The 23338-nt window shown below is 67.1% G+C and carries 22 protein-coding genes and 1 tRNA gene; 11 read left to right on the forward strand and 12 right to left on the reverse strand.

Annotated elements, in window-relative coordinates:
- The first annotated feature begins 118 nt into the window (after positions 1-118).
- Positions 119-1123, forward strand: a complete 1005-nt coding sequence (locus WH85_RS29775; RefSeq protein ID WP_045745386.1) for a zinc-dependent alcohol dehydrogenase — start codon at positions 119-121, stop codon at positions 1121-1123.
- 142 nt (positions 1124-1265) lie between these two features.
- On the opposite strand, the gene WH85_RS29780 is transcribed toward WH85_RS29775, so the two are convergent.
- Positions 1266-2711 carry a GGDEF domain-containing protein gene (locus tag WH85_RS29780; RefSeq protein ID WP_169792496.1) on the reverse strand — a complete coding sequence of 482 codons (1446 nt, stop codon included), beginning with the start codon at positions 2709-2711 and terminating at the stop codon, positions 1266-1268.
- 190 nt (positions 2712-2901) lie between these two features.
- On the opposite strand from WH85_RS29780, the gene WH85_RS29785 reads away from it, so the two are divergent.
- From WH85_RS29785 to WH85_RS29795, 3 genes are read left to right on the forward strand one after another with little or no spacing between them, the layout of a single operon-like run.
- A complete protein-coding gene (locus WH85_RS29785) occupies positions 2902-3501 on the forward strand; it encodes a TetR/AcrR family transcriptional regulator (protein WP_045745354.1) in 600 nt (199 codons plus the stop codon).
- A gap of 12 nt (positions 3502-3513) precedes the next feature.
- Positions 3514-4446, forward strand: a complete 933-nt coding sequence (locus tag WH85_RS29790; protein WP_045745355.1) for an ABC transporter ATP-binding protein — start codon at positions 3514-3516, stop codon at positions 4444-4446.
- Positions 4443-6014, forward strand: coding sequence for an ABC transporter permease (locus tag WH85_RS29795; RefSeq protein ID WP_045745356.1), 1572 nt, complete (start codon positions 4443-4445; stop codon positions 6012-6014). The genes WH85_RS29790 and WH85_RS29795 overlap by 4 nt, the downstream gene beginning before the upstream one ends.
- Positions 6015-6063: 49 nt before the next feature.
- Here the strand turns inward: WH85_RS29795 and WH85_RS29800 are convergent, their stop codons facing one another.
- The 4 genes from WH85_RS29800 to WH85_RS29815 form a co-directional block, all read right to left on the reverse strand.
- Positions 6064-7716 (reverse strand): Na+/H+ antiporter, encoded by a 1653-nt coding sequence (locus tag WH85_RS29800; RefSeq protein WP_045745357.1) that lies wholly within the window; start codon positions 7714-7716, stop codon positions 6064-6066.
- A gap of 49 nt (positions 7717-7765) precedes the next feature.
- Positions 7766-8308 (reverse strand): DUF4142 domain-containing protein, encoded by a 543-nt coding sequence (locus WH85_RS29805; RefSeq protein WP_045745358.1) that lies wholly within the window; start codon positions 8306-8308, stop codon positions 7766-7768.
- Positions 8309-8400: 92 nt separating this feature from the next.
- Positions 8401-9861, reverse strand: a complete 1461-nt coding sequence (gene ahcY / locus WH85_RS29810; protein WP_045745359.1) for an adenosylhomocysteinase — start codon at positions 9859-9861, stop codon at positions 8401-8403.
- 159 nt (positions 9862-10020) lie between these two features.
- Entirely contained in the window at positions 10021-10917 is an 897-nt protein-coding gene (locus WH85_RS29815; RefSeq protein WP_045745360.1) for a hypothetical protein, read from the reverse strand.
- 125 nt (positions 10918-11042) lie between these two features.
- On the opposite strand from WH85_RS29815, the gene WH85_RS29820 reads away from it, so the two are divergent.
- Together WH85_RS29820 and WH85_RS29825 are read left to right on the forward strand one after the other, a co-directional pair.
- Positions 11043-11933 carry an NAD-dependent epimerase/dehydratase family protein gene (locus WH85_RS29820; protein ID WP_045745361.1) on the forward strand — a complete coding sequence of 297 codons (891 nt, stop codon included), beginning with the start codon at positions 11043-11045 and terminating at the stop codon, positions 11931-11933.
- Positions 11934-12037: 104 nt separating this feature from the next.
- Positions 12038-12655 (forward strand): response regulator, encoded by a 618-nt coding sequence (locus tag WH85_RS29825; RefSeq protein ID WP_245674146.1) that lies wholly within the window; start codon positions 12038-12040, stop codon positions 12653-12655.
- A gap of 74 nt (positions 12656-12729) precedes the next feature.
- Here WH85_RS29825 and WH85_RS29830 read toward each other — a convergent pair whose 3' ends face one another.
- Positions 12730-14181: an MFS transporter gene (locus WH85_RS29830; protein WP_045745363.1), complete on the reverse strand. Its 1452-nt coding sequence runs from the start codon at positions 14179-14181 to the stop codon at positions 12730-12732.
- 76 nt (positions 14182-14257) lie between these two features.
- Between WH85_RS29830 and WH85_RS29835 the strand changes: the two genes are divergently transcribed.
- Positions 14258-15352: a Gfo/Idh/MocA family protein gene (locus tag WH85_RS29835; protein WP_045745364.1), complete on the forward strand. Its 1095-nt coding sequence runs from the start codon at positions 14258-14260 to the stop codon at positions 15350-15352.
- Positions 15353-15477: 125 nt separating this feature from the next.
- A tRNA-Arg gene (locus WH85_RS29840) sits at positions 15478-15550 on the forward strand.
- Positions 15551-15712: 162 nt separating this feature from the next.
- Here WH85_RS29840 and WH85_RS29845 read toward each other — a convergent pair.
- From WH85_RS29845 to WH85_RS29870, 6 genes are all read right to left on the reverse strand, one after another.
- Entirely contained in the window at positions 15713-15856 is a 144-nt protein-coding gene (locus WH85_RS29845) for a hypothetical protein (RefSeq protein WP_211275485.1), read from the reverse strand.
- The gene (locus WH85_RS29850) at positions 15847-16083 is read right to left on the reverse strand and encodes a hypothetical protein (RefSeq protein WP_045745365.1); all 237 of its coding nucleotides are present in this window, start codon (positions 16081-16083) and stop codon (positions 15847-15849) included. The genes WH85_RS29845 and WH85_RS29850 overlap by 10 nt, the downstream gene beginning before the upstream one ends.
- A gap of 142 nt (positions 16084-16225) precedes the next feature.
- On the reverse strand, positions 16226-16633 hold the full coding sequence (locus tag WH85_RS29855; protein WP_045745366.1) for a hypothetical protein: 408 nt from the start codon (positions 16631-16633) through the stop codon (positions 16226-16228).
- Positions 16634-16754: 121 nt separating this feature from the next.
- On the reverse strand, positions 16755-17480 hold the full coding sequence (locus tag WH85_RS29860) for a GntR family transcriptional regulator (RefSeq protein WP_045745367.1): 726 nt from the start codon (positions 17478-17480) through the stop codon (positions 16755-16757).
- Positions 17481-17566: 86 nt separating this feature from the next.
- On the reverse strand, positions 17567-17830 hold the full coding sequence (locus tag WH85_RS29865; protein WP_045745368.1) for a hypothetical protein: 264 nt from the start codon (positions 17828-17830) through the stop codon (positions 17567-17569).
- A complete protein-coding gene (locus WH85_RS29870; protein ID WP_045745369.1) occupies positions 17827-18087 on the reverse strand; it encodes a hypothetical protein in 261 nt (86 codons plus the stop codon). The genes WH85_RS29865 and WH85_RS29870 overlap by 4 nt, the downstream gene beginning before the upstream one ends.
- Positions 18088-18425: 338 nt before the next feature.
- Here WH85_RS29870 and WH85_RS29875 point away from each other — a divergent pair, with 338 nt between their 5' ends.
- The 3 genes from WH85_RS29875 to WH85_RS50810 all read left to right on the forward strand — a co-directional run bounded on the left by WH85_RS29875 (position 18426) and on the right by WH85_RS50810 (position 22559).
- Positions 18426-19652 carry a helix-turn-helix domain-containing protein gene (locus WH85_RS29875; RefSeq protein ID WP_045745370.1) on the forward strand — a complete coding sequence of 409 codons (1227 nt, stop codon included), beginning with the start codon at positions 18426-18428 and terminating at the stop codon, positions 19650-19652.
- A 24-nt stretch (positions 19653-19676) separates the two neighbouring features.
- The gene (locus WH85_RS49130; protein WP_245674148.1) at positions 19677-20147 is read left to right on the forward strand and encodes an NUDIX domain-containing protein; all 471 of its coding nucleotides are present in this window, start codon (positions 19677-19679) and stop codon (positions 20145-20147) included.
- Between the two features lie 66 nt (positions 20148-20213).
- The gene (locus WH85_RS50810; protein WP_157411292.1) at positions 20214-22559 is read left to right on the forward strand and encodes a P-loop ATPase, Sll1717 family; all 2346 of its coding nucleotides are present in this window, start codon (positions 20214-20216) and stop codon (positions 22557-22559) included.
- Positions 22560-23338: the final 779 nt, after the last annotated feature.

Raw genomic sequence — 23338 nt, forward strand, 5'->3', positions numbered from 1 at the left:
GCCGGGCCTTCTCAGTTGAAGATCATCGAATGGAGATCGGCCGATCGGGCGAGCCGGAACCGTTGCGTCGTAACGGATGCAGTCCGGCCGCACAGCCCGCGGCCGTAAGGTATGGATCATGCGTGCACTCGTGATCCAGGGCCCCGGCGACGCCGTGGTCGTCGAGGTCGAGGACCCGGTCGCCGGGGCCGGTGAGGTGGTCGTCGACGTCGAGCGGGCCGGCGTCTGCGGCACCGACCTGGAGTTCCTCTCCGGCGAGATGGCCTACCTGCGCAGCGGCGAAGCCCACTACCCGATGCGGATCGGGCACGAGTGGTGCGGCCGGGTCAGCGCGGTCGGCGACGGCGTCGACCCGGGCTGGATCGGGCGCCGGGTCACCGGGGACACCATGCTCGGCTGCGGCCACTGCCCGCGCTGCCGGCGGGGACGCCAGCACCTCTGCGCCGAGCGCTACGAGATCGGGATCCGGCGGGGCTGGCCCGGTGCGCTCGCGGAGCGGTTGCGCGTACCCGCGAAGGCTCTCCTGTCCCTGCCGGAGGCCGTGGATCCGGTGGCCGGGGCGATGGTCGAGCCCGGCGGCAACGCCCTGCGCGCGGTGCGGGCCGCAGGCCTTCGGCAAGGCGACCCCGTCCTGATCATCGGACCGGGAACGATCGGTCTGCTCGCGGCCATGTTCGCCGCCGCCGACGGCGCCGACGTGCACCTGCTCGGCGTCACGCCGGAGTCGCTGGACTTCGCCCGGACGCTCGGTTTCGCCAACGTGTGGACGGCCGCCACACTGCCGGACGTCCCGTTCCAGGCGGCGATCGACGCGGCCACCGCACCGGCCCTCCCGGCGCGGGCGATCGAGCTGGTCGAGCCGGGTGGCACGGTGGTCTGCATCGGCATCGCCGCCGACCCGGCGACGGTCGACACCCGCCGGCTCACCCTCAAGGACCTCACCGCGGTGGGCATCCTGAGCGCGTCCGGCGGCCTCGAGGAGACCATTGCGCGGTACGCGGACCGCACCGTCGACCCGCGCCCGCTGGTCGCCACCACCGTGGCCTTGTCCGAGGCGCCCGCCGTGCTCGCCGGTGACCGTTGCGGCCCAGCGCCGAAGGTCCACATCGACCCGCGGCGCTGACACCCCTGTCAGGTGGGCCGGCCGGCCACCGCCCCGAGCTGATCGCCGCGTGGACCGGCCCTCCGTATCGACACCGTCGACACCCCGATGACCGGTCCCCGAACAGGGAGATCCCGGAGGCTTGAGGGCGTTGTAGGAGCGGTCACGGTGCCGCGGCGTGGCTGACGCGTCCGCGGCCGGCGGCCTTCGCGGCGTACATCGCGGTGTCCGCCCGTTTCATCTCGATCTCCGGGTCGGCACCCGGCGGCGCGACGATCACGCCCACGCTCGCCCCGACCGCCACCGGCACCCCGCGCACCGGGATCGGTTCGGCGACGGCCTCGACGATGCGGGTGGCGACCCGGCCCGCGTCCTCGTCGCCGGCTCCCGGCAGGATCACCGCGAACTCGTCGCCGCCGAGCCGCGCCACCAGGTCGCCGGCGCGCACGATCTGCCGGATCCGGTCGGCCACCGCCTCCAGCACGGCGTCGCCGGTCTCGTGGCCGAGCGTGTCGTTGACCGCCTTGAAGCCGTCCAGGTCGACGTAGAGCAGCGCCGTCGGGCCACCCTCGTCGCCGAGTTCCCGTTCCCAGCGGCTGTGGAAGAGCCGCCGGTTCGCCAGTCCGGTCAGCTGGTCGGTGCGGGCCTGCGTCTGCGCGGTGTCCAGCGCCGCCGCGAGTAGTTGCACCACCCCCTGCAGGCGGGCCATCACCAGCAGGAACAGCACGACGCAGCCGCCCACGATCACCGGCACGTCGAGGTTGTCGCCGCGCAGCCATTCGATCGTCAGCACCAGTGGCGCCATCAGGCTCGCCCCGGCCAGGGCCAGCATCCGGCGGGTGCCGATCATCCCGGCGGGTGCTGCCGCGGCGGTCTGCGAGACACCGGCCATCGTCGGGTGCAGGGCGGTGGCGCCCATCATGGTGTGCGCCACCATCCAGCCCACGTCCATCACGCCGCCGGCCGCGTAGTTGCCGGCGAGTTCCAGCAGCGTGTAGGCGACATCGGTGACCAGCAGCGTGACCGTTCCGACGACCAGCAGCCGGTAGGCGGGTGGTTTGCGTCCCGAGCCGATGGTCAGGCGCAGCAGCATCGCCAGGGCCAGCAGGTCCAGCAGCGGATAGGCCAGCGACACCGCCCGGCCGAGCAGCGTGAGGTCGCCCTCGCGCGCGTAGGGCACGATCAGATACAGCCAGGCCAGCATGCCCGCGCCGGTCGACAGGATCGCGGCGTCGAGCAGCCCGGCCCGGTCCCATCCGCGGCGCCGGGCCCGCACGAACCCGAGCAGCGCCGCGATCAGCAGCATGTTGCACGGCAGGTAGAAGAGGTCCGCCACCGACGGGAACACGTCGCGCCGCAGCACCACGGTCTGCACCCAGTAGGTGATGTCCCCCGCCGTGAAGAGTGCCACCTGTACCGCGAGCGCGTACCAGGGCCAGCGCACTGCCGGGCGCAACCGCCGCACCCCGACGATGATCGCCGGAACCGCCGACCCGTTCACGACGGTCGCGATGACCGCCTTCGCCGGATCCCACGGCACCACGTTGTAGACGGCGGCGATCACCGCGCAGACGCACAGGTACCACCGCCAGGTAAACGACCTGGGCACGTCTCCCTCATCGACCAGCGGTCCCGTTTCATGATTCTTCAATGACGGGGACCTCGGCGCGGGTACGCCGAAAAGCCCCCGCCGGCCGTCGGACGCTCTGCCGGGATCCGGCTCCGGGCTTGCTGAAAAGGGTCGGGTGCCCGACATCGACGGGCATTGCCACTACACGCTTGTGCAGTAAGCTACACACGTGAGTAGCAACGAGGACCTGACCGCCCGAGCCCGGATCCGGGACGCCGCCATCACGCTCTTCACCGAGCGGGGAGTCGCCGGCGCCACCATTCGCGACATCGCGGAGGCCGCCGGGGTCTCCTCGGGGCTGTTGCGGCACCACTTCGGCTCCAAGGAGGGGCTGCGGGACGCCTGCGACGAGTTCGCGATGGGGCAGATCACGCAATACCAGATCCAGTTCAGCCAGTCCCAGGTGATCGGGCCGATCGGGCCGGAGCTCGTCGCGCTCCAGCAATACCTGACCCGCACCCTGATGGACGGCTCACCGCGAGGCTCGGCCATGTTCGAGCAGGCCGTGACGCACGGCGAGCGCTGGCTGGCCACCACCGACGTGAAGACCGAGGACGCCCGGGCCTACATCGCCGTCCTGGCCGCGATGAAGATGGGCATGTTCCTGATGCGCGAGCAGATCTCCGAGGTCCTCGGGACCGACGTGGGCGTGCAGCCGGGCTACCAGCGCATGATCCGGGCCTCCATCGAGATCTTCTCGCAGCCGCTACTCACCCCTGAGCAGGCCGACCAGGCAGCCGAATACCTGGGTCGGTTCGACAACCCATGACGGGAGAGGTCGATGACAGAGGCCATCGATGTGGAAGGACTGGTCAAACGATTCGGTGCGGTGACCGCCCTGGACCGGCTGGACCTGCACGTCCGGACCGGTGAGGTGCACGGCTTCCTCGGGCCGAACGGAGCCGGCAAGACCACCACGATCCGGATCCTGCTCGGGCTGATGCGCCACGACGGCGGCACCGCCTGTCTCCTCGGCGGCGACCCGTGGACCGCTGCCACCGCGCTGCACCGCCGTCTGGCGTACGTGCCCGGTGACGTCACCTTCTGGCCGAGCCTGACCGGCGGCGAGATCATCGACCTGCTCGGCCGGCTGCGCGGCGGACTCGACCGGCGCCGGCGCGACGACCTGATCGAGCGTTTCGAGCTGGACCCGCGCAAGAAGGGCCGGGCCTACTCCAAGGGCAACCGGCAGAAGGTGGGGCTGATCGCGGCCCTCGCCTCCGACGTCGAACTGCTCATCCTCGACGAGCCGACCTCGGGGCTCGACCCGCTGATGGAGGAGGTCTTCCGCGAGGTCATCCTTCAGGAGAAGAGCCGCGGCGACCGTACGGTGCTGCTCTCCAGCCACATCCTGAGCGAGGTCGAGGCGCTCTGCGACCGTCTGACGATCATCCGGTCCGGGCGGGCGGTGGAGACCGGCACCCTCGACGACCTGCGGCACCTGACCCGCACCACGATCCGGGCCGAACTGGCCGGCCCGGTCAACGGCCTCGCCGCCATCGCCGGGGTGCACGACCTGACCGGTGACGACGGCCGGGTGTCCTTCGACGTCGACGCCGAAGCCCTGGAGCCGGCGCTGAAGGCACTGGTCACGGCCGGGGTGCGCAGCCTGGTCAGCCAGCCGCCGTCGCTTGAAGAACTGTTCCTGCGGCACTACGCGAAGGACGGCGGCGACCGACGGCCGGAGCACGCGGCGAGCGGGAGCGACCGGTGACCGGCGTCGGCACCCTGCTGCGGCTCGCCCTGCGCCGCGACCGTGTCGTACTGCCGTTATGGGTGTTCTGCCTGGGCATCCTGCCGTACGTCTACCTCACCGGCTTCCAGACGTTGTTCGCCACCGACCAGGAACGCATCGACTACGCCCGGATCAGCGCGGACAACGTCGGGTTCGTCGGCCTCTACGGCCCGCTGCAGGGCGACAGCCTCGGCGAGCTGACGGTCTGGCGCGGCGGCTTCCAGCCCGTGCTCATCGGGCTGGCCGCGCTGCTCAGCGTCATCCGGCACACCCGCACCGACGAGGAGGCCGGGCGCACCGAGCTGATCCGGGCCGCGGTCGTCGGCCGCTGGGCCCAGCTCGCCGCGGCCCTGCTGCTGACCGGCCTCGGTGGCCTGCTACTGGGCCTGCTGGCCACGGCCACCACCGTCGCGGCGGGCGAACCGGTCGCCGGGTCGATCGCACTGGGCGTGGTGTACACGCTGGACGCCTGGGTGTTCGCCGCGGTGGGAGCGGCCGCCGCCCAGATCACCGAGACCGCCCGCGGTGCCCGGGGCATCGCGATCGGCGTGCTCGGCGGGGCGTACGTGCTGCGCCTCGGCGGGGACATCTCGGCGATGGGCGACGGGAACCTGGCCTGGCTGTCGTGGCTGTCGCCGGTCGGCTGGGCGCACCGGGTCTTCCCCTACGGAGCGAACGACCACCTTCCCGCGGTGCTGTCGATCGTGGCCGCGGTGGCGGTCACCGGGCTCTCCGCGTACCTGATGACCAAGCGTGATCTGGGCGGTGGCCTGCTCGCCGCACGGCTCGGACCGCCCACCGCGGCCGCGGGTCTGCGTTCGCCCGTGGCCCTCGCCTGGCGGCTGCACCGGGGTCTGCTGCTGGGCTGGACCCTGGGGTTCACGGCGCTCGGCCTGGTCTTCGGCGGGGTGGCCGGCAGCGTGGCGCAGATCGCCGAGGACTCCGGCGGCGTCGACGACATCTTCACCCGGATGGGCGGCACCGACGAGATCGTCGACGGCTACTTCGGGATCGTGGCCGCACTGTGCGGGGTGATCGCCGCCTGCTACGCCGTGCAGGCGACGCTGCGGATGCGCGACGAGGAGCAGAACGGGCACGCGGAGGCGCTGCTGAGCACCGGTGTCAGCCGGTATGCGTTCGCCGGCAGCCACCTGCTGTTCGGTCTGCTCGGACCGGCCGTCGTGCTGCTGGCCGAGGGCCTGGCGTCCGGGCTGGTGCACGGGGACGTGGGCCCGGTGCTCGCGGCGACCATGGTCCAGCTGCCGGCGGTCTGGGTGCCGGCCGGGGTGGCCCTGCTGCTCACCGGCTTCCTGCCGCGGCTGACCGGGTTGTCCTGGGCGGTGCTCGGCGGGGCGCTGCTGCTGATGCTGGCCGGGCCGCTGCTCAGGTTCGACCAGTGGGTGATGGATCTGTCGCCGTTCACCCATGTGCCGCAGCTGCCGGGGGCGGACTTCACCGTCCTGCCGCTGGCGGTCCTGACGGTGGTCGCCGCCGTCCTCGCGGGGGTGGGGACCACCGGCCTGCGCCGGCGGGACCTGCCGTTGTAGATGGAGAAGGCGCGGACCACGTCGCCGTGGTCCGCGCCTCACCGTGCCGTCAGTGCCCGCCGGTGCCCGGGCGTTTCGGCAGGACGAGCTCTTCGTGGTCCAGTTCCCGGTTGAGGACCCGCAGGTTGTCGTCGCTGAGACGGCCCGCGTCCCGCCAGCGCAGCAGTTCCTCACGCTCGGCGTCGATGACCGCCTGACGGACCATCAGAGCCGCCTCGTACTGCGGGGACTGCGGCAGGTCGGACGATTCGTTCTGCTCCAGCAGGTCGAGGCGCCGCTGGTAGCGGTCCAGGCGCACCTGCAGCTGCTTGCGCATCGTCTCGATGGCCGCGTCCTCGACGTTGTCGTGCTGCTCGCCCTGGATGTCGTCGAGCCGGTCCAGGGCGGCGCGGACCGCAGCCGACCGGGCCTCGTTGCGCATCCGGGCCTTGTCGGTCTGGTTGGCGCGCAGGCCCATCATCCGTACCAGCGGCGCGAACGTCAGGCCCTGGCCGACCAGCGTCACCAGCACCACGGCGATGGCGCAGAGCAGCAGCAGCTCCCGGTTCGGGAAGTCCGCCGGCACCGCGAAGATCGCGGCCAGGGTGATGACGCCGCGGGTGCCCGCCCAGCTCAGCGCGGTCACCTCCTTGCCGGAGAGCGGCGATTCCTTGCCGGTGTTCTGGGCCGGGTCGTCGTCGTCCTGCTGGCCGCCCAGGCGGGTGTGCAGCGAGCGGGGCAGCAGCTGGGTGACGATCAGCCAGAGCGGGCGGAGCAGCAGCACCACGCCGAGCGTGACGGCCAGGGCGGCGGCGATCGTGCCGGCCGAGTACTGGTCCATCTCCTCGAGGATGTTCTTGAGCTGCAGGCCGATCAGCAGGAAGACGACGCCCTCGAGCAGGAAGTCGACCAGGTGCCAGACGGCGCTGGTCTGCAGGCGGCTGGCACCGGTGGTGTAGCGCGGGGTGTCGTGGCCGACGATCAGGCCGGCCACCACGACGGCCAGGACACCGGAGACGTGGATGTGCTCGCCCAGCAGGTACGCCGCCATCGGGGTGATCAGCGAGAGGGCGTTGGCCATCAGCGGCTCGCCCCGCAGCGGCTTGAGGAGGCGGACCGCGTACGCCACGGCGACACCGACCACCACACCGCCGACCGCCATCACCAGGAACGTGCCGATCGAGGAGGAGAACGAGAAGTCGCCGTTGGTCTGGGCGGCCACCGCCACGGTGAAGATGGTCAGCGCGGTCGCGTCGTTGAGCAGGCCCTCACCCTGGATCAGGGTGATCAGCTTGCCGGGCAGGCCGGCCTTCTTGCCGACCGCGAGTGAGGCGACCGGGTCGGGCGGGGCGACCGCCGCTCCCAGGGCGACACCGGCGGCGAGGGTGGCGCCGGTGACCCAGAGGGAGAATCCGAAGCCGACGAGCAGCGCGGTGGCCAGCACCAGGGCCACCGAGAGGCTGATGACCGTACGCATGTTGCGCCGGATGTCCAGCAGTGAGGAGTCCAGTGCCGCGTTGTAGAGCAGGGGCGGCAGTACGAACGTGAGGATGAGCTCGGGATCCAGCTCCACGTTCGGGCCGGGCAGGTAGGCATAGAGGATGCCGACCAGGGTCAGAAGCACGGCCGCGGGGAGGCCGGTCTTCTCGGTGACCCAGCGGACTCCGACGATCACGGCGACCGCACACAGGGCGAAAAGCAGGATCTCCTCGGGATGATGCATTCGATCATTCTTCCTGGTGCTCGGTTCCGTGGCTCAGTGAGGTCGGCAACTATGTGTGACGTTTCGGATTCGCCGTTTTGACAGGGATCGTCGATGTCACGGCAGCCAGAGCATCACGATGTTGCTGAATGATCGGGGACGCGGTCTCGGCGATCCGGCGGACGGCCGGGTCGGTGCCGGTGGCCAGCAGAATTCGGGTGATCTTGAGGGCGTGGTCGTGCGCCGGGATCTGGGTGTCCAGGTAGAGCTTGTCGAACACGGCGGCCGGCGCGATGCGGTACTGCTCGATCAGGGCGAGCTGCTCGGAGTTGGGCTGGGCGGGAAGCTTGACGTCCAGGGTGCGTGCGGTCTGCTGGACCTCGAGGTCGAGCTTCGCGTGATAGGTCGCCATGGTGGCGCCCATCTTGCGGACCTCGGGTTTGAGGGCCTTACCGGCGGCGGTCCGGCCGGCGAGGATCTGGGTGAGATTGCCCTGGTGGGCGGAGATCAGGTAGTCGGCGTCCGGGCTGATCGGGCGGGCGGTGGCCGTGGTCGCCGGGGCGATCAGAGCGGCGACGACGGCCAGAGCAAGGATAGCGCTACGTAAAGGCATAATTACATTATAGATGCATAAAACGGGCAAGAGGGTCATGCAAAAGGGGCCACCCCCGAGTGCGGGTGACCCCTTTCGTGGAACCGCCGGGATCAGTACCGGTAGTGCTCCGGCTTGTACGGACCCTCGATGTCGACGCCCAGGTACTCCGCCTGCTTCTTGGAGAGCGTGGTCAGGCGGACACCGAGCGCGTCCAGGTGCAGCCGGGCGACCTTCTCGTCCAGGTGCTTCGGCAGGACGTAGACCTGCTTGTCGTACTCACCGGGCTTGGTCCAGAGTTCGATCTGGGCCATCACCTGGTTGGTGAAGGAGTTCGACATGACGAAGCTCGGGTGGCCGGTGGCGTTGCCCAGGTTCATCAGGCGACCCTCGGAAAGGATGATCACCGCGTGGCCGTCCGGGAAGCGCCACTCGTGCACCTGCGGCTTGATCTCGACCTTCTCGATGCCCGGGACGTTGGCGAGCCCGGCCATGTCGATCTCGTCGTCGAAGTGACCGACGTTGCCGACGATCGCGTTGTGCTTCATCGCGGTCAGGTGCTCGACCCGGATGATGTCGGTGCCGCCGGTGGTGGTGACGAAGATGTCGGCCTCGCCGACCACGTCCTCGAGGCGGACGACCTGCATGCCGTCCATCGCCGCCTGCAGCGCGCAGATCGGGTCGACCTCGGTGACCACGACACGGGCGCCCTGGCCGCGCAGCGTCTCGGCGGAACCCTTGCCGACGTCGCCGTAACCGCAGACCACGGCCAGCTTGCCGCCCAGCATCACGTCGGTGGCCCGGTTGAGGCCGTCGACCAGCGAGTGCCGGATGCCGTACTTGTTGTCGAACTTGCTCTTGGTGACCGCGTCGTTGACGTTGATCGCCGGGAAGAGGAGGGTGCCCTCCTTGGCCAGCTTGTAGAGCCGGGCCACACCGGTGGTGGTCTCCTCGGTGACGCCCTTGATCTCCGCGGCGATCTTGGTGAACCGCTGCTTGTCGGCGGCCAGGCTGCCGCGCAGGGTCTCCAGGATGATCGAGTATTCGTGGTTGTCGTCGGCGGTGGTCTGCGGGACCGCGCCGGCCGCCTCGAACTCGACACCCTTGTGCACCAGCAGGGTGGCGTCGCCGCCGTCGTCCAGGATCATGTTGGGACCCTGGCCGTCACTGAACTCGAAGAGCCGCATGGTGGCCCACCAGTACTCCTCCAGCGACTCGCCCTTCCAGGCGAAGACCGGGACGCCGGCCGGGGCCTCGACGGTGCCGGTCGGGCCGACGACGACCGCGGCGGCCGCCTCGTCCTGGGTGGAGAAGATGTTGCAGGAGACCCAGCGGACCTCGGCGCCCAGCGCGATCAGCGTCTCGATCAGCACCGCGGTCTGCACGGTCATGTGCAGCGAGCCGGCGATCCGGGCGCCGCGCAGCGGCTTGGTGTCGCCGAACTCCTTGCGCAGCGACATCAGGCCGGGCATCTCGTGCTCGGCGAGACGGAGCTGGTGCCGGCCGGCCTCGGCCAGGCTCAGATCGGCGACCGCGAAGTCCAGGCCATTGACGGATCGAAGTTTGTCGCTCATGAAAAGAGGGCTCCTCCCTCTCAGGAGGCGCCCTTGTCTGCATCGAGGCCGGGCCGAGCGTGGCGGATCCCGCTCGATGGAGCAGAACTCGATCGAGGAGGGACCCGTTGCAGCGCCTCTCGGTGGGCCGGGAACCACTTTAGCCCGCTGACCGCAAGATCACATCCGCCGGAGTGTTCCGTCGGTGTCGGTTATCACGTACGTTCCGTCACCGAGCGCTTGCAGGTCGTACTCGTCGATCGTGGTGACGAACAGGTCACCGAGGACCTCACCGGTACGGACGTCCACCCGGTGATGCCGCCACTCCTCGCTGTGCTCGGGGTGCTCGCCACTGACCACCACGATCGCGGTATCGGCGTCGAGGTAACCGCCGGCCCAGTGCACGATGCACTGCTCCGCGTCCTCGCCCTCGGCGGCGAGCCGGGCCGCCGTGGTCCGGGCGATCACCGCGCCGTCCGGCAGCGCGTGGAAGGTGACGTCGTCCAGGTCGGCGTCGTCGTTGTTACCGGTCATGAAGCCGTCGAGACCGGGCGCGACGTCGATCAGCATCCGGTCGTTCTCCGGATGGGCGACGGCGTCCTCCGCGCCGAGCAGCAGGACCAGCGAGTCGTCCTCGGTGGTCACGCCGAGCAGCATCCGGCCGTCCGCGAGGGCGAACAGCCGGTGGCCGCCCGCGCCCGAGGTGGGCAGCGGGTACCGGACCTCGGGCTTCCCGGTCGCGGCGTCCAGCATGAGCCACTCGTCCGGATCGCCGGGGAGGAACACCCCGACCGTCCGGTCGTCGGTGGAGAACGCCAGGGCGATCCCGGAGAACCCGGAACCGGCGGCATCGGCGGGCTTCGGCGGCCGCGGGGCCGGCAGCCGCCAGAGTTCGGCGCCGTCGCGCCCGACGCAGACCACCGCGTCGGGGCCGGTCCAGACGACGAACTCACGGGACGCGGACACGGCGAAACTCTCGCCGTGCTCCATGCCGGGGGCGGGGAACAGATGGGACGACTCGACGACGGCGTCGAAGACCTCGATGCCGGTTTCGGTCTGACGGGATACAACGCGCACGAGCTGACATTAGTCACCCCCGCCCGGTGATACTCCCGCCTACGTGCCGATCCGGGCGTGAGCACTGGTCGGGGCGTGTGCTCTTGGTAGCCTGGTCGGCGCTTCGAGCCCTCGAGATGGGAAGTATGTTGAGCCGAACCCTGCTGGTCACCGGTGGTGCCGGATTCGTCGGCGCCGCCCTGGTCAAGGCGTTGCTGACCGAGTTCCCCGACGCGGCGGTCGTCTCGCTGGACAACTACTTCACCGGGACCCCGGCGAACCACGTCAACGACCCCCGGGTGACGTACCTGGACGGTTCGACGGTGGACATCGCGAAGATCTGGGCCGACCACGGCCTGGGAGCCCCCGAGATCGTCTTCCACCTCGGTGAGTACTCGCGGATCGTCCAGTCGTTCGAGGACCACGACCTCACCTGGGACTTCAACCTGCTGGGCACCAAGGAGGTGGTGAAGTTCTCGGCCGGGCACGGCGCGAAACTGATCTACGCCGGGTCCAGCTCGAAGTTCGGCAACGACGGCGAGGACGAGAACCTCAACCCGTATGCGTGGACCAAGGCCAAGAACATCGAGTACATCAAGAACTACGCGAACTGGTACGGCCTGGACTACGCGATCACCTACTTCTACAACGTGTACGGCCCGGGACAGATCACCGAGGGCAAGTACGCGACGGTCATCGGCATCTTCGAACGGCAGTACCTCGCCGGCCGGCCGCTGACCGTGGTGGCCCCGGGCACCCAGACCCGCGACTTCACCCACATCGAGGACATCGTCCGTGGCCTGGTGCTGGTCTCCCGCTCGGGTTCCGGCGACGGATACCTGCTCGGCACCGGCCGGGAGTGGCCGCTCGCCGAGGTCGCCGGCATGTTCGGCGTCGAACACGTGCTCATCCCGGAACTGCGGGGCGAACGCACCCGCGGGCAGGCCGACACCACCAAGGCGGCCGGTCTGGGCTGGGCGCCGCAGCGCCGGCTGGACGCGTACATCGCTGATTTCGTGGCGGCACACCCCCGCTGACCTGGATCAACCCGATTACCGTCGACGGGTTTGCCGAGAACATGCATGACTCGGCCCGAAGGGGGCATCCGACCTGCATGCAGAACGGGATCCGGGTAGCCGTCGTGGACGATCACACCCCCTTCGTCCGCGGACTGGAGCATCTGCTCCCCGAGGTGAGCGGCGGCCGGGCCACCGTCGTCGCCACGACCGGCGACACGGCGGACGCGGTTGCCGTCATCCGGGACACGATGCCTGACGTGGTGCTGGTCGAAGTCCACGTGGACCCGGCGGACGGCCTCAAGGCGATCGCCGCGATCCGCGAGGCCGCACCCCGGGCCCGGATCCTCGCCATGTCCGGCGACCAGGACCCGATGGTCGCGGTGGACGCGCTGCGGGCCGGCGCGGCCGGGTTCCTGCCCAAGACCGGCGAGCCGGCCGACATGCTCAAGCCGCTGCTCGCCGCACTGGAGGGCTGGGCGGTCATGCCGACGCCGCTGCTCACCGCGCTGGTCGAGCAGAGCCGCCGGCACATCGAGCACCCGGCGACGGCCGAGCTCAGCGAGCAGGACCGGCGCCTGCTGCGCCTGATCGCGAACGGGTCCTCGACGAACGACATCGCCGGGTTGCTGCACGTCTCCGAGCGTACGGTGAAACGCCTGACCGCCTCGTTGCTGCGCAAGCTGCAGGTCTCCAGCCGGACCGAGGCCGCGGCCCTCGCCGGAAGCGCCGGTCTGGTCTGATCCCTCTCTTCTCGTCGCTTCTCGTCGAAGAACGGCGCCGCCCCGGGTTCCCGGGCGCGGCGCCGTTCTCATGGTCAGCGCGTGACCACGGAGAGCGGTGTCGCCACATCCTCCAGGGACTTCCCCTCAGCGTCGATGCCGATCACCAGCTCGACGATGCCGCCGACCGCCATCACCGCGGCGCCGATCAGATAGCCGATGAACAACTTGCCCGGGTCGTCGCCCTCACCGATCAGCGAGCCGTAGAAGACCGGGCCGATCGCGCCGAAACACTGGGCGATGGCGAAGAACACCGCGATCGCCTGGGCCCGGATCTCCAGCGGGAAGATCTCACTCACCGTCAGGTACGCCGCACTGGCCCCGGCCGACGCGAAGAAGAAGATGACGCTCCACGCGATCGTCTGCGTGATCACGTTCAGCACGCCCGCGTCGAACAGGAACGCCGTGATCGCCAGCAGCAGGCCGGAGAGCAGATACGTTCCGGAGATCATCTTGCGGCGCCCGACGGTGTCGAAGAGCCGGCCGATGGTCAGCGGACCGATCAGATTGCCGAGCGCGAACGCCACCAGGTAAAGCGGCGCCGCCTCCTCCTCCACCCCGTAGAACTTCGTCAGAACCAGCGTGTACGTGAAGAAGATCGCGTTGTACAGGAACGACTGCGTGATCATCAGGGTGGCGCCGAGCGTGGACCGGGACGGGTACTGCCGGAACAGCACCCGCAGCAGGGACAGGTAGCCGTGCGCGCGGGTGGGCCGGATCTCGATCGCCCGCGAGTCGTCGAGCGGCGGCAGAGTCTGACCGTGGGCCTCGGCGGCCCGCTCGATCACGGCGATGTTCTCCTCGGCCTCGGCCTGGCGGCCGTGCATGATCAGCCAGCGCGGGCTCTCCGGCAGATGCCGCCGCAGTCCCCAGATAGCCAGGCCGATGATCGGTCCGAGCAGGAAGCCGATCCGCCACGCCCAGTTCAGGTCCACTGTGTTGAGCAGGACGTACGTGCCGATGGTGCCGATGATCGCGCCACCCCAGTAGGTGCCGTTGACGCCGATGTCCACCCGGCCGCGGTACTTCGCCGGCATCATCTCGTCGATCGCCGAGTTGATCGCGGCGTACTCGCCGCCGATTCCGGCGCCGGCGATGAATCTCGTCAGATAGAGGAAGACGAGCGCGGCTGTTCCGTTGCCCCAGGTCAACGCGGTGAGCGCGTTGCCGCCGAGGTAGACGCCGAGGGTGACGATGAACAGGTTCCTGCGGCCGAGGGCATCGGAGAGCCGGCCGAAGAACAACGCGCCGAACACCTCGCCGAGCAGGTAGACCGTGGCGATCAGGCCGACCTGCGCGGAACTCAGATTCAGTGTCTCCTGTTCGGACAGTACCGGCCCGACCGCGCTGGCCACCGTGATCTCGAGTCCGTCGAGGACCCAGGCGGTGCCGAGGGCGAGGATGACGCGGGTGTGGAACGGGGACCAATCGAGACGGTCGATCCGAGCGGGTATCAGGCTCCGGATGGTCCCCAGATCTTGCGTCATGGGTATACCTCCATGTCGGTGATTTCGATCACGTTGTACCCAGTCGTCTCGCCGCAATCACGCAGGCTCCAAGGTCATGAGCTCGGATTCGGTAGGCGTGGCGGTAGTAGGTCTCGGTTGGATGGGGCGGGTACACACCCAGGCGTACGCGCGGGTGCGCTGGCACTACCCGGACCTGCCGGCGCCGCAACTGATCGCCGTCGCCGACGAGGTACCCGGCCGGGCCGCCGAAGCCGCCGGCCTCTACGGCTTCCACACGGCGGCGACCGACTGGCGGGACCTCGTCACCGACCCGCGGATCGCCGCCGTCAGCATCACCGCACCGAACTTCCTGCACCGCGAGATGGGCGTCGCATTCGCCGCGGCCGGCAAACACATCTGGATCGAGAAGCCGGTCGGGCTGACCGCCGACGACGCCCGCGCGATCACCGGCGACGGCCACGTCACGGTCGGCTTCAACTACCGGCACGCGCCGGCGGTGGCGCTGGCCGGAACGATCCTGGCCGACGGCGGCATCGGAACCGTCACCAATGCCCGGTTCACCTGGTTCAGCGACTACGCGGCCGCCCCCGACGGCGCCCTGAGCTGGCGATTCCAGCGCGAACGCGGCGGCAACGGGGTCCTCGGCGACCTCGGCTCCCACGCCGTCGACATGATCCGCCACCTGCTCGGCGAGATCACCGACGTGGTGGCGGCAGACACCGCGATCTTCATCCCGTCCCGCCCTCGCCCCACCGGCGCCACCTCCGGCCACGAACGCGGCACCGGCGAACCCGGCCCGGTCGAGAACGAGGACTGGTTCACGGCACTGCTCCGCCTCGACGGCGGAGCCCGCGTGACCGTCGAGGCGAGCCGGGTCGCGGTCGGCGAGCCGAACGCGTACGGTTTCGAGATCCACGGCACCGGCGGCACGCTGAGCTGGGACTTCCGCCGCATGGGCGAACTGATCGTGAACGGCCGGACGGTCTTCGCGGAGCCTGGTCACGGCGATTTCGCGGCGTTCCAGCCGGGCGCGGGGATCGCGATGAGCTACGACGACCTCAAGGTGATCGAGGCGGGGCTGTTCCTGCGCTCGATCACCTCGGGAGCCCCGCACGGCGCGACCCTGGCCGACGCGATCCGCGCCGCCGAGGTCCTGGACGCGATCGCCGCGGCGGCCGGCAACCGCTGACACTCTGCTCCGCGCGCTTTGTCGCCGCCCATCGGCGCTGGTCAGCCTGCCGGCTGCCGGTGGGCGCGCGCGGGCCGTGCCGGTCAGCGCTGCTCACTCGTGAGTCGGGTAACATGTGGCTTCGCGCCCTCGTAGCTCAGGGGATAGAGCAACGGTTTCCTAAACCGCAGGTCGCAGGTTCGATTCCTGCCGGGGGCACCCACTTGATCTCCTCAAACAGCCGTTGAGCTGGGCGAATGCTTGATCCTCGATGTGTCGCTGTGTGCAGCCGTGCGTCCCCGAAAGCGGCCGTTTGTCGGTGGTCGTGCAAAATACGTGCAATGGATCTTGGCCTTGTTTCCGCAGGCCAGGGTTCGGATTTCAGGCCGCGAGTGCAAGCTCGATCCGGGCGTTGAAGCGTTCCCGATCGTCGTCGAGGCACTTGGCGTAGACCTTGAGCAAAACGTCTACGGAGTGCTCAGCATGCTCGGCGACGTTCGGAGCGGGGACGTTGATCAGCGGCATCCGCGCCACCCGTGGCCGAGGCGGGTAGGGCGGCCGAGCGAGCGGACGCACTCGCGGCAGGCCATGTGTACGCGGTCGAAGCGTCGCGGGGCGACCCAGAGGTCGCACCACGGGCAGAGGTAGGCCCGGACCACGGACAGGTCGGTGCGGCCGGTGATCCGGCGCAGTACCAGGACGAGCCGGACGGAGACACGGCTGAGGCGGTGGTCGACGCGGCGGGCGTTCATGCTCCGCCGCCGGGCAGGGCAGGCTGAACTACGGTGGGCACCGGGCCCTCCTTCATCTGGTGATTCGGGTGAGGAGTGGGTCGCCGCGCGGGACAGGCCGGGACTCTTGGCGGGGAAACGGCCCGCCCGCGTACCAACGGCTTCAGACAGCGACGACAGCCGGGCGGATCGACGAGGCCCGCAGCGAGTACGCCATCCGGGCCTTGCACGCGCCGGCGCTCTTGCAGCGCTGGGAGTCCACATAGGGCGTGAGGGTGAGCCCGTCGAACTCGACGGCCGGCGGGTAGCCCGGCACGGCCGAGGCGGGCGGCACCGGCTGCTGCGGCGCGCAGATCTTCACCTTGACCTCGGTGGTGCGGCCGAACTTGCCGGCGGCGAGGTCGAGCACCCGGACCACCCAGACCCGCTCGCCGGTCTCCTTGTCGCGGACCTGGTTGTCGGGGTCGTGGCGGTGGTCGAAGTCCACCGCGGCCTCCACGCCGAGGCAGAGCACGCCGACCGGGAACACGTAGTCGAACGGGACGGGGACCTTCAACGTCAGCGGAACCATCCGGGCCTGACCTCCTGATCGCACGAACGTCAACACGACATTCGCTTATGCTTACAAGTTAGGTCAGCATGTAAAGACAGGCAAGGGTGTATATCTGATCTTCAAATGGCGCAGCGGCCACTCAGGACAGCGGGTAGGAGTCCTCGATCTCGTGCCGGCTCCCGGGCATCACGATCAGCGAGGTCATGATGGGTGCGCCGGACGACTGGTGAGCCGTGACGACCACGGAGAGGACAGCCTCGTCGGCGGGGACCTCCAGAGCGGCGATCTCGGCGTCGTCGATGCGGCGGGCGGTCAGCCGCTCGGTCGCGTAGTCGGCGCGCAGGCGCTTCTTGGCCTTGATGTGCTCCAGCAGGCCGCCGGCGATCGGCTCCGGCCTGATCACGTCGGTGCCCACCGCGATGTCCACCGGTACGAACGTCGCGATCAGGTCGATCGGGCCGGAGGTGGAGACGGTTCGCCGCCGGCGCTCGTATACGGGAGTGCCCTCCGGGATGCCCAGCGCGGCCGACACCCACGGGGCAGCCAGGACCGGGCCGACGTGCAGGATCTCCGTCTCGGCCGTCTCGTCCAGGTCGATGGCGTCCCGCGCGTACTGCGGTGAGGTCCGGCCGGACGGCGGGCGGCCCCGGACGAAGCTTCCCTTGCCCTGCTGCGACTCGATCCAGCCGTCCTGCTTGAGGATGCCCAACGCCTTGAGCACGGTCGGGCGGGAGACGTCGAACTCGTCGCAGAGCTGACTCTCGGACGGCAGGCCGGCGCCGGGCGCGTAGGTGCCGTCCTCGATACGGCCGCGCAGCGCGTTCAAGACGCGCATGTACTTCGGCGTCGGGATCTCGTACGCCATCGGGGTCCACCCACTCGGCTCAGGGAACGATCACAACATGTCGTTACAGGACGATAAGGCTTGTCAGCACGACTGAACAAGATGAGTCAGTCTCTCGGGGTGACGTCACCGAGCCAGCCGGACCAGGTCTTCGGGACGCCGACCTGTTCCGGTCGTGAGGCGCCCGGCCAGCGGCGGGGAAGGATGCCGTAGCGGCCGAAGACCCGCAGCGCGACTCGTCGAAGGCTGCACGGGTCCTCTTCGCCGCAGACCGAGCAACGGCCGTCGGCACTGGGTGCGATATGGCGGTCAAGCTGGGATTGGGCGTACTCCACCTGCTCCCGCGCCGCAGCGGTCAGGAAGACGGTCACTTGGCTTTCCTGTTCCTCCCAGTCGGGCCGCCAGGCCGAGGCTGGAGAAGCCGCAAGCCCTCATGACGGACGAAGATCTCCCTGCGTTCGCACGCGTTGCCCGCGCCGTCCAGGACGTATCCGTGGAGCCACAACCAGCCGTCATAGGTCGTCCACTTACGCACGAAGATCACCCGGAAGACGAGCTGCCGCGAGCCGGCGAACTGCACCGACGCCTGGCTGTCGACGACCAGGACGTCACCGGAACGCGGAATCACGAGCCCTCCCCTGGAAGGACACCGAGACGGGCGGGCCAGACCGCCGGCACCCGTCCCGGCGCCGGCCTACGAGACCGTCACGGGCGCGGTGCCACGGCCGCCGCAGTCCATGCACGACCGGCGGGCCATCAGCCGCCCGCCTCCGCAGGACTGCGCCACCATTCGCACGGCAGTCCGGTGGGTCGTGTACTTCCAGCCCACGCCCGCACACGAGCGGCAGGTGACGGCCGGGGCGGGAGCGGTGGGAACGGCCATGGAGACAGGTTGTGGCCAAAACCGCCCAGGAACCCGGAAAATCATTCCGGGGTCGACGATCTCCGTACGGGGAGGGTCAGCGGATGCGCGGCACGACCATGAATCTGACGATCGGCGAACGAGTCGCCTGGTACCGGCGTCGACGCGGCCTGTCCCAGGAAGTGCTCGCCGGGTTGGTCGGGCGCACCGCGGACTGGCTCGGAAAGATCGAGAACAACCGGATCGAGCTGGATCGGTTGTCGGTCATCAAGTCTCTTGCCGATGTGCTGGACGTGTCGCTCGGGGATCTGCTCGCGGAGCCAGCCCTGGTGGAGTGGAGCGCGGACAGCGGGATGGAGACGGTGCCGGCTCTGCGGTCGGCGCTCATGGAGTACCGGGCCATCACCACTCTCGGAGTCCGGGGTGCCGGCACCGAGCCTCCGGACCTGGGCGTGCTGCGGAAGGCGACCGGGAAGCTGTGGGACGCCTACCAGGCATCCCGATTCGGGTACGTCACCGGACATCTTCCTGAGCTGCTCCGTCGGACTCAGGAAGCCGTCGACTCGCTGCGCGGACGGGAGCAGGACGAGGCCCGGAGCCTCCTGGGGCTCACCTATCAGTTGGCGGCGACCCAGCTCACCAAGCTCGGCGAGACCGATCTGGCGTGGATCGCCGCCGACCGTGGCCTGTCCGCCGTCCGGCCCGTCGGAGACCCGGCCATCACGGGATCCCTGTTCCGGTCCGTCAGCCACGCGCTCCTGTCGACCGGCCGCTATCAGGACGCGGTGCGGCTCACCACGGACGCCGCCGACTTCCTGGACCAGCACCTCACCGACGCCGGGCCGGAGTTGCTATCCGTCTACGGGACTCTTCTGCTCGGCGGATCAGTCGCCGCTGCTCGCGCCAACGACGCTGGCACGGCCCGGACGTTCCTGACTTCCGCCGACGAGGCAGCACGGAGGCTCGGCGGAGACGCCAACCACCTATGGACCGCTTTCGGCCCGACAAACGTCGCCATCCACCGGGTCGCGACGGCCGGCGAACTCGGAAACGTCCAAGTGGCGGTCGACCTCGGCCCGCGCGTGAACACCGCCGCGCTGCCGATGGAGCGACGGGTGCGGCACGCACTGGAGGTGTCGCGGGCGTACAGCTCATGGAACCGCCAGGACGAAGCGCTCTCAACTCTGCTGGACGCAGAACAGATGGCACCCGAACAGGTGTGCCACCACTTCCTGGGGCGGCAGCTCGTCCTGACGTGGATCCGCCAGCAGCGAGGCAAGCCGTCCGCCGACCTGGTCGGCTTGGCACGGCGTCTCAACGTGCTGGACTGATCCACTCGCTCTACCCTGCTCGGTGTGACGACTTCCGAGACGCCCCCCATGGCCACTCCCCGCGTCGCCGCCGGCGCCCTCTTCTTCGACGAGGAGGGACGAGTCCTCCTGGTAAAGCCCTCTTACAAGGAGGGATGGGACATCCCGGGCGGCTACGTCGAGCCAGGAGAGTCGCCGCGAGCAGCGTGCATACGTGAAATTCGAGAAGAGCTTGGCCTAATAGTCTCGATCGGAAGTCATCTTGTCGTCGACTGGGCGCCAGCCCAGAGAGAAGGCGACAAAATTCTCTTCGTCTTCGATGGCGGAGTCCTCTCCACTGCTACTCAAGAGTCCATCTCATTCTCCGATCACGAGATAACCGAGTGGCGCCTCGTTGGCGTAAGCGACTTGGAGCAGTATCTTCCGGCACGACTGGAGCGACGAGTTCAGGTCGCCATTAAAGCGAAGTCTTCCGATTGCCCCGTTTACGCCGAGCACGGAACAGCCACAAACTAGCCATGCCGATCAACGCATGCGCAAGCTAGAGTATCTCGTGCTACTGCGGAACGCTCTGGAGGCAGCATGCTCTCAGTCTTCTTCGGATACGCGTCAGACAACAAAGGCAGAGTTGAGACCATTCGCTCCGCTGCCTCATCAATCGCTAGCGAGATCGGCGTCGACTCTGTCCTTTGGCAGGACATGAGAGTAGATGGGGCGGTCATCATTAATCGCATATTTGAAGCAATCGACTCAGCGTCAATGTGCGTTTTTGACCTTACCGATCTTAACGAAAATGTCCTCTTTGAAGCCGGCTATGCCGCAGCTCGCGGCAAGCCGCTGTGGTTAACGTTTGACCAAACTGTCGCAAATGCAAGAAAAAAGATCAACTCCTTTGCCATCCTTAGCCCGATTGGCTTAGTGCCATACTCGAATAGCAAAGATCTGAGAAATAGGTTTCTCAGCGAAAATCCAATAGCAACACTGACTCCAGTGTATGACGATCTAATTGACCCTAATTTGCCCGATGACCCTCATCAGGATTCACTTTACTACAGCATGACCTTCGAATCATTCGAGGCATCCAATAGGCTCTCTAGCTTTCTAGATAGACGACGACAAAGCGGGCTAAGCTTACTCGTCTCCGACCCTCGGGAGTCAGCACTAGACCCCATAACATGGATTGCGCCGACCTTGGCTCGATCTGCCGGATCCCTGATTCACTTCGCCGGACGGAGCCGGAGAAAAGCTAGCCTACATAACCGGCGAAACGCATTCATTGCAGGGCTGGCTCACGGCCTTGAGTCTCAGGTTCTTTTACTGGCCGAAGACGACTACAATGTGCCGTTCGATCTTGTAACAGTAATGAAAAAATACTCCAGCGCCGCGCAATGCGTAAGCATTGCTGAAGAATGGCTTAGCAATATCGATTTTCACGGATTCCAGTGGACCTCCCGAAGCACAAGTACAAGATCGCCTTTGTCGGGATTAAGATTCGGACAGCACGTAGCCGAAAATGAGCTACAAGAGCTTTCAGACTATTTCATTCAGACAGCCGCTTTCGAAGATGTAGTCGCTGCGCGTGACACAATTTTTGTAGGCCAACGAGGGACCGGTAAGACCGCTAACGCGATCCAAGCATTCGAGACCGTATCAAGCAACAAGACAAACATGGGCGTTTTAATAAAGCCGCCCGGCTTTGAGTTTCCTGCACTTCTGGCAATTATAGAAAAACTTCCAGAATTTCAGCATGACTACTTTTTCGACTCACTCTGGCGATTTGTCATTCAAACCGAGATGGCATCGTCCGTTTTTCTGCAACTCTCGAAACGGACAATAGGCGTGCCCCTCGATAAGGTGGAGCAGGAGTTCCTTACCTATGCAACTACAGCACCCTTCGATATAACAGGCGACATAACGACTCGCCTAGATCAAGCCTTAGATAACCTGATTGCCTCTGTTGACAACGCAACAACTGCTGATAAAAGCAGAAGCCTAATTAACGAGGCATTCCACGATCGCCACTTGAGCGACCTTCGCGCGGAACTCGGAAAAATCCTCAACGGGAAAAAACGTGTTGCGATATTCGTTGACAACCTTGACAAGGGCTGGCAGAAGGGCGCCGATTTCAAGCTCATAGCTCGCCTAATCCTTGGCTTGCTATCTGCTAAGGGCCGGGTTATCCGAGAGTTCGAACGTCATGACTGGTGGCGACACAAGGTAAAATTGACCATGGCAATATTTCTTCGCAGCGACATCTATCGCTATCTCCACGAGGAGGCGAGGGAGCCAGACAAGCTTCCAATCTCCAGTATCGACTGGCAAGACAAGGAGACACTGTATTCGCTAATCGAGGAAAGATTCGTCACTGGAGCCACAGAGAATCGGTCGCGCAACGACCTCTGGAATAGATACTTCTGCCAAGAAGTTCAAGGATTAAGCACAAAAGATTTTATTTCCAGATACGTTCTCCCCAGACCGCGCGACATCGTATTCTACTGCAATGAAGCGGTCGGTAGAGCCATCAACCGACGACATAATCGGGTCGAAGCGGAAGACTTCACCGCAGCGCTTGAAACTTATTCCACGCAGGCACATCAGGCACTACTCGTGGAAAACGGTGTCACTATTCCCGAGCTAGAGGATGCACTATTTGGACTCCTTGGCGCTGACTCAGTAATCACGCGAAGCAAGGCTAATCTTTTGCTTTCCGAGGCGGGATTTACCGACAATCGCGCTCACGCAGTTATCCAAAAGCTCATCGACGCATCGTTCTTTGGCCTGGAGACTTCGCCGGGCTCTTTCACCCATACAGACGTCGGCCCAAATGTACGTCGAGCCATAGCGCTAGCGAAACGCCTCCAACCTGATGCCGGTAAGCAGCAGCTCCAAATCCATCCCGCCTACCATTCATTTCTGGCCATCAACTAGATGGCAGCAGATGCTACGTGGAGGATTGCTGAATTGGTCTCTTCTGGATCAAGGCGCCGCGCAAGCGCGTCGCAGCCAGCCCGCTCGGCCTGCTGGCGGCCTCCGGCCGGCATCGGCCGGCGTGCTGGCTACCTTCGGAGACCAAGGTCGCAGTGCCCCATGAGAATCCTTTCTTAACGCACATTGGCGCTGGTGAAGGACAATCGCGGCATGTCCATGAGTGACGCAGCAGACTGGCTACGAGACCTCGACTGGGGCAGCGTCCCTGCTTGGGTCGGCGCGGTGTCCTTCGTCCTAGCCTTCAAGATCTTCCTACGCGACAGGACTACGACGCAGCGTCAGCAAGTCAATCTTCTCGGGCTTTGGATGAAGCCGACCTGGGATATAAAGATGCCTGGTGAAGGACTTGCCCACGAGATCACGCTCGCCCGCTTCGTCCGCAACGGCAGCGAGCTTCCTATCGATGTCGTGCAGATTGCCTACGACGTACAGACCTGTTGGATGGTCCCGCACCCCGAACAGTGGAGACCCGATCTTCCCGTGTATGGGTCCGTCCCAGGGACCGATCGGATGCGCTTCTACGCCGGGCCGCTACGAGTCGTTCCAGGTGAGACGTGGTCCGACGAGGCTGAGCCACAGCGAGTGAACATTGCCCATCTCGCACCGCCTAACGCGGCGGCAATCGACATCATCGACGGAGCGAGCTACAAGATTCGCTGGGCACTCGTCTCGGACAACGCTGGACAACGATGGGTCGTTCGGCCGGGACACCCCACCCG

This window comes from Actinoplanes rectilineatus (assembly GCF_000962825.1).
GTDB lineage: Bacteria > Actinomycetota > Actinomycetes > Mycobacteriales > Micromonosporaceae > Actinoplanes > Actinoplanes rectilineatus.